9 protein-coding genes are annotated in these 9,677 nt (G+C 52.6%); 1 reads left to right on the top strand and 8 read right to left on the bottom strand.

Annotated features, from left to right (window positions below):
• The 8 genes from J1784_RS08390 to ulaG all read right to left on the bottom strand — a co-directional run.
• Positions 1-333: DUF6531 domain-containing protein (locus J1784_RS08390; RefSeq protein WP_217148809.1), on the bottom strand; the 333-nt coding region annotated here is incomplete at its 3' end.
• Positions 334-570: 237 nt separating this feature from the next.
• Entirely contained in the window at positions 571-2,082 is a 1,512-nt protein-coding gene (gene glpD / locus J1784_RS08385) for a glycerol-3-phosphate dehydrogenase (RefSeq protein ID WP_217148808.1), read from the bottom strand.
• A 277-nt stretch (positions 2,083-2,359) separates the two neighbouring features.
• Positions 2,360-3,118, bottom strand: a complete 759-nt coding sequence (locus J1784_RS08380) for a DeoR/GlpR family transcriptional regulator (protein WP_120132894.1) — start codon at positions 3,116-3,118, stop codon at positions 2,360-2,362.
• 13 nt (positions 3,119-3,131) lie between these two features.
• Positions 3,132-3,962 (bottom strand): rhomboid family intramembrane serine protease GlpG, encoded by an 831-nt coding sequence (gene glpG, locus J1784_RS08375; RefSeq protein WP_217148807.1) that lies wholly within the window; start codon positions 3,960-3,962, stop codon positions 3,132-3,134.
• A gap of 220 nt (positions 3,963-4,182) precedes the next feature.
• The gene (locus J1784_RS08370) at positions 4,183-5,373 is read right to left on the bottom strand and encodes a trans-sulfuration enzyme family protein (protein ID WP_217148806.1); all 1,191 of its coding nucleotides are present in this window, start codon (positions 5,371-5,373) and stop codon (positions 4,183-4,185) included.
• A gap of 143 nt (positions 5,374-5,516) precedes the next feature.
• The gene (glpE, locus tag J1784_RS08365) at positions 5,517-5,837 is read right to left on the bottom strand and encodes a thiosulfate sulfurtransferase GlpE (RefSeq protein ID WP_217148805.1); all 321 of its coding nucleotides are present in this window, start codon (positions 5,835-5,837) and stop codon (positions 5,517-5,519) included.
• Between the two features lie 84 nt (positions 5,838-5,921).
• The gene (gene ulaR / locus J1784_RS08360) at positions 5,922-6,677 is read right to left on the bottom strand and encodes an HTH-type transcriptional regulator UlaR (protein ID WP_217148804.1); all 756 of its coding nucleotides are present in this window, start codon (positions 6,675-6,677) and stop codon (positions 5,922-5,924) included.
• A gap of 117 nt (positions 6,678-6,794) precedes the next feature.
• Positions 6,795-7,859 (bottom strand): L-ascorbate 6-phosphate lactonase, encoded by a 1,065-nt coding sequence (ulaG, locus tag J1784_RS08355; protein WP_217148803.1) that lies wholly within the window; start codon positions 7,857-7,859, stop codon positions 6,795-6,797.
• A 405-nt stretch (positions 7,860-8,264) separates the two neighbouring features.
• On the opposite strand from ulaG, the gene ulaA reads away from it, so the two are divergent.
• On the top strand, positions 8,265-9,668 hold the full coding sequence (ulaA, locus tag J1784_RS08350; RefSeq protein ID WP_217148802.1) for a PTS ascorbate transporter subunit IIC: 1,404 nt from the start codon (positions 8,265-8,267) through the stop codon (positions 9,666-9,668).
• Positions 9,669-9,677: the final 9 nt, after the last annotated feature.

Genomic DNA, 9,677 nt, shown 5'->3' with positions numbered 1-9,677 from the left:
GAGTTCGTCCGCGCCAATTTGCAGGCGGATGTCCGCCGCCGCGGTCCAGCCGGGGCCGAACAGCCCGACCGGCGCGGGCGTATCCGTTTTATAGCTGCTGTACGAACGGCTGAGCACAAACGGCAGCGCCGCGGGCAGCGCGATATCGGTCTCATCTGGCAGGACTTTGGCCCCCAGCGACGGGTTAACGGGGCTGCCTTCTTTGACCCCGCCGGGGCAGACCGAACACGCCACACCGGTCGGCGCGCCAATCATTACGCCCAGCGAGCCTTGAACAATCTGGCCGCCAATGGCGGTCATATCAAACTGCCGTGCCGCCGGAAATCCGGTCATGGGGTAAATCCTTTTATCGAAACGTCCGTGGAATGATTGATTTGAAAGAGGTGTATTTACTGTTGCATAAACCAAACAAATATAACCAAATCAAGAAGATGGGTGAGAGTAGGCGCAGAAAAGAACGTTTGGTGTGACGGGTGTCGCAAACGCAAGGAAAGCAGAAAAAGTGAAGTGAGATAAATAAAAAAATCCCCGACGGGAAAGGTCAGGGATTTAGAAAGGGATAGAGAGAATTTAAGACGCCAGCGACAAATGTTTCTTCTGCTGTTTGTGTGTTTCCAGCCACTCGGCGACACGTTGTTGCTGGGTTTTGTCCAGCCACATGCCGAGTTTGGTGCGGCGCCAGATGGCATCATCGAGTTGTGAAACCCACTCTTTTTCCATCAGATAACGCAGTTCAGCCTCGTAGAATCCATGACCGAAATCTTCGCCCAGCGATTCCAGGCTGGTCGCGTCATTGAGGAACAATTCCGTCTGACTGCCGTAAGTACGCGCATAACGACGGGCCAGCGATTCTGGTAACCATTTAAAGCGGGTGCGTAGATTAGCGCTGTAAGTATCGCGGTCGCCATTCAGTTTACCGCCGGGCAGCACGGCCGTTTTGGTCCACGCCGGACCGGCTTTCGGATAGTACTTCACCAGTTTTTCCAGCGCGTGTTCCGCCAGTTTACGGTAGGTAGTCAGCTTGCCGCCAAACACGGAGAGCAGCGGCGCTTTGCCGTCCTGATCGTGAACGTCGAGCGTGTAATCACGGGTTACGGCTTGCGGTGAATCAGATTCGTCATCACACAGCGGACGTACGCCGGAATAAGTCCAGACGATGTCTTCGTTGGTCAGCTGTTTCTTAAAGTGGTCGTTGTAGACCTTCAGCAGATAACCGATTTCTTTATCATCGATTTTCACGTCTTTCGGGTCACCGTGATATTCCACGTCGGTGGTACCGATGATCGAGAATTCATCCATCCACGGGATCACAAACACAATACGGTGATCTTCGTTTTGCAGAATGTAGGCCTGTGGCTGATTGTGCGCGCGTGGCACCACAATATGGCTGCCTTTGATCAGACGAATACCGTATGGCGATTTCAGCTTCAGGCCGTCGTCGAAGAAATGTTTCACCCACGGGCCGGTGGCGTTCACCAGACCTTTGGCGCGCCAGGTATAGGTTTTGCCGGTGTCGATATCTTCTGCTTCGACCATCCACAGGCCGTCTTCACGCCAGGCGCGGGTCACACGGGTGCGGGTACGGACTTCGCCGCCGCGCTCTTCCACTTCCTGTGCGTTGACGACCACTAAACGCGCATCATCAACCCAGCAGTCGGAGTATTCAAAGCCTTTGGTCAGCTCGGATTTCAGCACGGATTCACTGCCGAATTTCAGGCTTTTACTGGCCGGCAGGCTGGTGCGTTTGCCCAGATGGTCATACAGGAACAGACCGGCGCGGATCATCCAGGCCGGGCGCAAATGCGGCTGATGCGGTAAACGGAAACGCATCGGGAACGCAATATGCGGTGCCATTTTCAACAGCACTTCACGTTCAGCCAGCGCTTCGCTAACCAGACGGAATTCGTAGTGTTCCAGATAGCGCAGGCCACCGTGGATCAGTTTCGAACTGGCCGAAGAGGTCGCGCAGGCCAAGTCTTGCGCTTCAAGCAGCAGAACAGACAGCCCGCGGCCAGCTGCATCTACTGCGATGCCGGTACCATTAATACCGCCACCAATTACGATCAAGTCTTTGGTTTCCACGTCATCTTCCTCCAGATGTTCGCAATAGCTCTTTTATGTTCGTTTTCGCTCACGATTGTAATCGAGAATCGACAAACAAGCCAAGCGTTAACCAAATAAAAACAATTATGCGTGATGAAGGTAACATTTTTGTGTCGGTTTCGAGCATAACGGCAAAGAGGGAACGAAACCGAACGCGATGAAGCGTGGAATTTTTCGAAATTGTTCGTTTTGAAGAGAGGAGAGAAGAGTGGGAAATGCAGGAGCGCACATTTCGCGCTCCTCAAAAAGGCAGAAATCAGCAGAGCTCGAGATGAACGTCGTATTTTTCGATGATGCGCTTAACGCTGTCCGGCGGCTGTTTGTCGGTAAACATATAGTGGATTAAATCCATTTTACCGAGGTTCACCATCGCGTTACGGCCAAATTTAGAATGGTCGGTGACCAGCATGACGCAGCGGGAGTTTTCGATAATCGCGCGTTTGGTTCGCGCTTCGTGATAATCGAATTCGAGCAAAGAGCCGTCCATATCAATGCCGCTGATGCCGAGAATGCCGTAATCGAGTCGGAACTGAGAGATGAAATCGAGCGTTGCTTCGCCCATGATCCCGCCATCGCGGGCGCGGACTTCGCCACCTGCGAGGAACAGACGGCAGTCATCTTTCGCACTGTACAGCGTGGCGACATTCAGATTGTTGGTGACGATGCGCAGGTCTTTATGATTAAGCAGCGCATGTGCCACGGCTTCCGGTGTTGTGCCGATATCGATAAATAAGGTCGAACCGTCGGGGATCTGGCTGGCAACGCGCGCGGCAATCCGCGCTTTCGCTTCTGACCACATCACTTTACGGTCGTTGTACGCCGCATTCACCGAGCTTGAAGGTAATGCCGCGCCGCCGTGATGACGGTGAATTTTATTCTGTTCGGCCAGATCATTGAGATCACGGCGAATAGTTTGCGGGCTGACTGCAAAATGTTCCACCAGCTCTTCGGTACTGACATAACCCTGCTGGCGGACTAAATCGATAATCGCATCATGGCGTTGTGTTTGTTTCACCCGAATCCCCTGCTTACTTGCGTTTTTTGCGCGGTGAGCGCGTATCAACAAATGCCATCACCAGCCCAAGACCCAGGCCAAAGGCGTGTGCGGCATTAGCCACGGCTGCGCCACCAGTGGCATAACCGATAAACATAAAGATCAGAGATATAACCAGCAATCCGCCGGGCACGTATAAACGACTTTCCGGCTTCAGTTGTCCGGTCAGCCACGCATAACCCATCAGCGCGTACACCACGCCCGATAATCCGCCAAACCAGACGCCGCTGACCATCGACTGGCCCCAGCCGCTGATTAACGCAGAAATCAGCGTGACGGTGAATAGTTTTCCGCTGCCCAGATGCATTTCAATCTGGCTGGCCAGATACCACCACCAGGCCAGATTGATCAGTAATGCGACAAACGAGAAATTCATCAGGGCAGGTGTAAACCAGCGCCAGACCTGGAAGACGCGTGAACTGTCCGGCCACGCCAGCCAGCTCATGACTAATTCGTCACCGACCATTTGTTGCAGGATAAACACCGCCAGACATAACACGATCATGCCGATGGTCAGCGGGCCCGCGCGGCTGCGCAGACTTTTCAGAAACGGGGTGTGCGACATTTTTAAATGCGGCTGCGCTTTTCCGGTTTTCCAGCTGGCTTCCTGATAACGCGGGTGCAGCGGGTCGCGGACAAACAGCGCGACCTGTTTTTCGGCTTCTTCCAGACGGGATTCGTCTTCCAGCCAGAGCTGAACTTCCTGACTTTCTAGTTTTATGGTCAGTGTAAAACCCTGGGTTGCCATGTAATCGACAAACGCCTGAGCGAGACGGGGATTGTTCAGATTTAGAATGCGCACCATAGCGTTAAGCGGTTTCCCTAATTGTTTGATTTGCTGCCGTCATTTTAGGGCAATACCTTATCTGCCAGCGTGAAGGAAGTCGATTATAACGTCAGACAGGGCGGGAAGGGGAAATTACAAATGCGGTGTCATTAACGGAAACAGAATAATTGTAGTGATGTGATGGGGATCGAAGTCTTTTGCAACACCGCCTGATGACGGTGCTGCAAATATTGAGAGCTTACAACCCTTCCAGCGCCTGTTGCAGGTCGGCTATCAGGTCGTCGGTGTCTTCGATACCAATGCTGATGCGTACTAGTCCGTCGGTGATACCGCTCTGACGGCGAATTTCCGGCGCGACAGCGCTGTGCGTGGTCGATGCGGGATGACAGGCCAGCGAATCGGTGTCGCCGAGAGAAACCGCCTGCGTGATGATGCTCAGCTTATCGAGGAAAGTCCGCGCCGCGTTCAGACCGCCTTTCAGCTCAATCGCCATAATCCCGCCAAACAGTTTCATTTGTTTAGATGCCGTGGCGTGACCGGGATGCTGTTTCAGTCCAGGATAAAACACGGTGCCGACCGCGCTGTGTCCGTCGAGGAATTCCGCCACTGCCTGTGCGCTTAATGAGCTGGCTTCAACGCGCAGCGGCAGGGTTTTCAGGCCACGGATCATCAGACTGGCTTCGAACGGGCTGAGGTTGCCGCCGAACTGTTTCAGGCTCAGGGTACGGATTGGCGTGATTAGCGTGGCGGAACCGGCCACTATGCCGCCGGTCGCATCGCCGTGACCGCTGATGTATTTGGTTGCGGAATGCAAAACGATATCAATGCCCAGCTCCAGGGGACGTGTCAGATACGGCGTGGCAAAGGTGTTATCCGCCACACTGACCGCATTGGCCGCTTTGGACAGACGGGCGATTTCCGCCAGATCGGCGATATCCAGCCCCGGATTCGCTGGCGTTTCTACCAGCACCACTTTGGTGTTTTTGGTGAATGCAGCTTCCAGTTCGCTCACATCCGCGACGTGAACCGGTTTGATGCCGTAACGCGGCAGCAGGTTGCGCACCACGCCTTCGGTGCCGCCATACAGCGTGCCGATATGAATGATTTCATCGCCCGGAACCAGTAAAGCGAACAATGTTGCGCTGATTGCCGCCATGCCACTCGCGCAGGCCACTGCGGTTTCTGCGCCTTCTAGCGCCGCCAGTTTTTGTTCGAAAACGGTCACGGTCGGATTGGCGAAACGGCTGTACATATAGCCCGGTTCTTCACCGCTGAAACGGCGTGCGCCGCTGTCAAAATCCGGATAAGAGAAGGCCGACGTGGCGGTGATTGGCGTGGCAATCGCGCCGGTGACGGTATCGGGCTGTTGTCCGGCATGAACGGCGAGCGTACGCAACCCTAAAGAACGTGAAGTGTTCAGATGTTTCATCTTGAAATCCTGTCGATAGTAGACGGAAATTATATCAACACTGGAGAAAGGTAGCTTTTTCAGCTTAAGAACATTTTCGGCGCAAACTTGTTAGCCTGGTTATAAAGACTATAGCTTGCGCCGTAAGCAAATAAAGGGAGGGATCAGGCTTCGATATCTTGCGGGAAGGTTTTTGACCAGGCTTCGAAACCGCCGTCAACGCTGTACACCGATTCGAAACCCTGAGAGATCAGGAATTGCGCGGCGCCACGGCTGCTGATGCCGTGATAGCACATCACCAGCACCGGCGTTTTGGCGTCAGCCTGCTGGATGAACGCGGGCAGGCTGTCATTACTCAGGTGATAAGCGCCCGGTGCATGTGCTGCGCCAAAACTTTGCGGGTCACGGATATCGACCATCACAGCTTCGCCTGAATGCAGGCGGGTATGCGCTTGTTCTACGCTGATTGCTTCAAATTGTTCCATTCTGGTGGCGCCTCATAAAAGGTTATGCCGCTATTCTACCCAATAATTGCCCGACTAAGACCAGATGAAATGCAGGGGTAATGCTTAAACCAGAATGACTTTCACGCCTTTCTGACGTAATTGTTCGATAATTTCACTGTCGGCTTCTTTGCCGGTGATCAGAACGTCGATTTGCTCGGTGCGACTGAACAGCATGCCCGCGCGCTGGCCGATTTTGCTGCTGTCGACCAGTGCCGCCAGATTTCCAACGTAATTCAGCATCTTCTGCTCGGCCATCGCCGTCAGCATGTCGGTTTTATACAGGCCGTCAGTGGTCAGCCCGGCACCGCTGGTGAACATCCAGTGTCCGGCATACAGACTGGCGTCACCGTCCTGAGGTGCCAGCGTTATTGACTGACTTTTATTGTACTGACCGCCCATGATTACCACGCTGTCATGTTCCTGCTCAATCAGATAATTGGCCAGTGGCAGATAATTGGTGATGACCTGAATATCTTTTCCGCACATTTCGCGGCCTAGCAAAAACGCCGTCGAACCGCAGTTAATCACCACACTTTCACCCGGCTGGCAAAGCCCCGCAGCGGCTTTGGCAATACGCATTTTCTCGTTGAGATTGTGTGTCTGATGGATGTTCAGCGGCGTCCAGTTATGGCGCGGCTGATTGACGGCTTCAGCGCCGTTGCGCACTTTACGCAATTTTCCCAGTTCGTTGAGCTTGGTGATGTCACGACGCGCCGTGGCCGGTGAGATATCAAATTGATCAATCACATCTGCGACCGAAATCTGCCCCTGACGTTGCAGGAGATCGAGAATGGCATTGTGGCGTTGTGGCTCAGTCATGGTGGCTCCGCGCAAAATCGTTAAATGATTATTCCATGATTATAAACGAGCATAAATGCAAAATGCATTGTTTATGAACAAGCGGAGCATTTCGCCTCCGCTTGTTCGGAGGATGTCTTAAAGGAAGGATTTAAAAGGCAGATCCGTTTCTGTCGTAAAGCAATCCTCGAATCCGCGCGGATAATGGTATTCGAAATTATCCTTATCGTCTGGATACGTGAATTTACCGCCGACCTGCCAGATAAAGGGCTTGAAGCTGTATTTCAGGCGATCCTTTTTCATCTCCCACAGCACGCGGATTTCCTGCGGATCGGCCTGGAAATTCGACCAGATATCGTGGTGGAACGGAATAACAACTTTGGTGTTCAGTGATTCCGCCATGCGCAGCATATCCACACTGGTCATTTTATCGGTAACGCCGCGCGGGTTCTCGCCATAAGAGCCGAGCGCCACATCAATCTGATACTCGTTGCCGTGTTTGGCATAGTAGTTGGAATAGTGTGAATCGCCGCTGTGATACAGGTTTCCGCCCGGTGTTTTGAACAGATAATTCACCGCGCGCTGATCCATCATATCCGGCAATACGCCTGCGGCTTTCTGGTCAGCGGGCAGGGTGATCAGCACCGTGCGATCGAAGGAATCCAGCGCGTGAATTTCCACATCTTTAATTCGCACCACTTTGCCCGGCGTCATCACGATGCAGCGGCTGGCAGGAACGCCCCAGCTCATCCATAAATCTACGCAGGTTTGCGGGCCGATAAAGGGTACGTCGGCAGCGCAGTTTTGCATCACGGCGGCGGCGACGTTCACATCGATATGATCATTATGATCATGGGTGGATAACACCGCGTCGATCTCCCTGATAGCAAAGGGATCGAGTACAAACGGCGTAGTGCGCAGATTTGGCTGAAGCTTCTTCACGCCAGCCATGCGTTGCATCTGGTGGCCAGTTTTCATCAGCGGGCTGCTGTGATTTTGCTTACCGACGCCGCACCATAAATCGACGCAGATATTCGCACCGCCCTCAGACTTCAGCCAGATCCCCGTACAGCCCAGCCACCACATGGCAAACGTGCCCGGCGCGACCTTTTCCTGCTCGATTTCTTCGTTTAACCAGGTGCCCCATTCCGGAAAAGTGCTGAGGATCCAGGATTCGCGGCTGATCGTTTCTACTTTGCTCATAGTATTCCCTCATCTGAGTTAGTTCTGAATAACGACGTCACAATAAATCATTTAATGATTATATGTGATTTATTTATGAGGAAGTTATCACCGAAAACTCAGCGTGACAATGATTTTAATGGTCGTGTATTTGACGTAATCCGGGGTGAGAGTTGAGGTTATGAGATGAATTGATTATGCGGAGAATGTTTGTAATGTGAATTATTTAATTGAAATATATGAATAATAATGTTTTTTAATGTATGTGGAAATTCATCTCCTGACGATATCTTGCGAGACTGCTCACAAATAATCATTGTGAATCTTTATCTGATTTGTTGTGAGCATTAGAGTGCGTCTGTCCCTCACTTTCTGGCGCATTTGTGAAGCGGCAGGAAGATCAAACAAGGTCAGACGGAGAGTCTTATGGAATTCCTCTACACCATCTTCACCGTATTCTTTAATCAGGTAATGACCAACGCGCCGTTGCTGCTGGGTATTGTGACCATGCTCGGTTACATCCTGCTCAGAAAAAGCGCGACGGTGATCATCAAGGGCACGATCAAAACCATTATCGGCTTTATGTTGCTTCAGGCAGGATCCGGCATTCTGACCGGCACCTTCAAACCGGTTGTGGCAAAACTTTCAGAGGTTTACCACATCAACGGTGCTATATCGGATACTTACGCCTCGATGATGGCCACGGTTGAACGCATGGGTGACGCCTACAGCTGGGTCGGCTATGCGGTACTTATCGCACTCGGGCTGAATATTCTGATGGTGGTTTTCCGCCGTATTACCGGCATTCGTACCATCATGCTCACCGGCCACATCATGTTCCAGCAGGCGGGACTGATTGCGGTGTTCTTCTTCATCATGGGTTATCCGATGTGGACCACCATCTGGTCGACAGCGATTCTGGTGTCGTTGTACTGGGGCATTACGTCGAACATGATGTACAAACCGACGCAGGCCGTGACGGAAAACAGCGGGTTCTCGATTGGTCATCAGCAGCAGTTTGCTTCGTGGATTGCCTATAAAATTGCGCCGTATCTGGGCAAGAAAGAAGAGAGCGTGGAAGACCTGAAACTGCCGGGCTGGCTGAATATTTTCCACGACAATATCGTCTCTACCGCCATCGTGATGACTGTGTTCTTCGGCATTATTCTTTGTTCCTTCGGTCTCGATACCCTGCAGCAAATGGCCGGAAAAACCCACTGGACGATTTACATCCTGCAAACCGGTCTGATGTTTGCGGTAGCGATTTTCATCATCATTCAGGGCGTGCGAATGTTCGTCGCTGAACTGACCGAAGCCTTTAACGGCATCTCCCAGCGTTTAATTCCCGGTGCCGTTCTGGCGATCGACTGCGCAGCTATTTACAGTTTTGCGCCGAACGCCGTGGTCTGGGGCTTCATGTGGGGCACCATCGGCCAGTTGATCGCCGTTGCCATTCTGTTTGGCATGGGCTCTTCCATCATGATCATCCCCGGTTTCATCCCGATGTTCTTCTCCAACGCCACCATCGGTGTGTTTGCCAACCACTTCGGCGGCTGGCGCGCGGCGCTGAAAATTTGTCTGGTGATGGGAATGATCGAAATCTTTGGCTGCGTCTGGGCCATCAAACTCACCGGCCTGAGCGCCTGGATGGGCATGGCCGACTGGTCGATTCTGGCGCCGCCAATGATGCAGGGCTTCTTCAGCATCGGCATGGCCTTTATGGGCGTCATCGCGGTCATCGCATTGCTCTACATGTTCTTCGCCGGTCGCACATTGCGCGCTGAAGAAGATGCGGAAAAACAGGTACTTAATCAGTCCACTTCTCACTAATTTTTTCTG

This window comes from Rahnella ecdela, assembly GCF_019049625.1.
GTDB lineage: Bacteria > Pseudomonadota > Gammaproteobacteria > Enterobacterales > Enterobacteriaceae > Rahnella > Rahnella ecdela.
This window is presented reverse-complemented; position numbering and strand designations above follow the sequence as displayed.

Bases quoted from the DNA above. Each gene is read 5' to 3' on its own strand.
- ulaG (WP_217148803.1), bottom strand. From the start codon at position 7,859: ATGAGCAAAGTAGAAACGATCAGCCGCGAATCCTGGATCCTCAGCACT.
- glpE (WP_217148805.1), bottom strand. From the start codon at position 5,837: ATGGAACAATTTGAAGCAATCAGCGTAGAACAAGCGCATACCCGCCTG.
- glpG (WP_217148807.1), bottom strand. From the start codon at position 3,962: ATGGTGCGCATTCTAAATCTGAACAATCCCCGTCTCGCTCAGGCGTTT.
- J1784_RS08370 (WP_217148806.1), bottom strand. From the start codon at position 5,373: ATGAAACATCTGAACACTTCACGTTCTTTAGGGTTGCGTACGCTCGCC.
- ulaR (WP_217148804.1), bottom strand. From the start codon at position 6,677: ATGACTGAGCCACAACGCCACAATGCCATTCTCGATCTCCTGCAACGT.
- ulaA (WP_217148802.1), top strand. From the start codon at position 8,265: ATGGAATTCCTCTACACCATCTTCACCGTATTCTTTAATCAGGTAATG.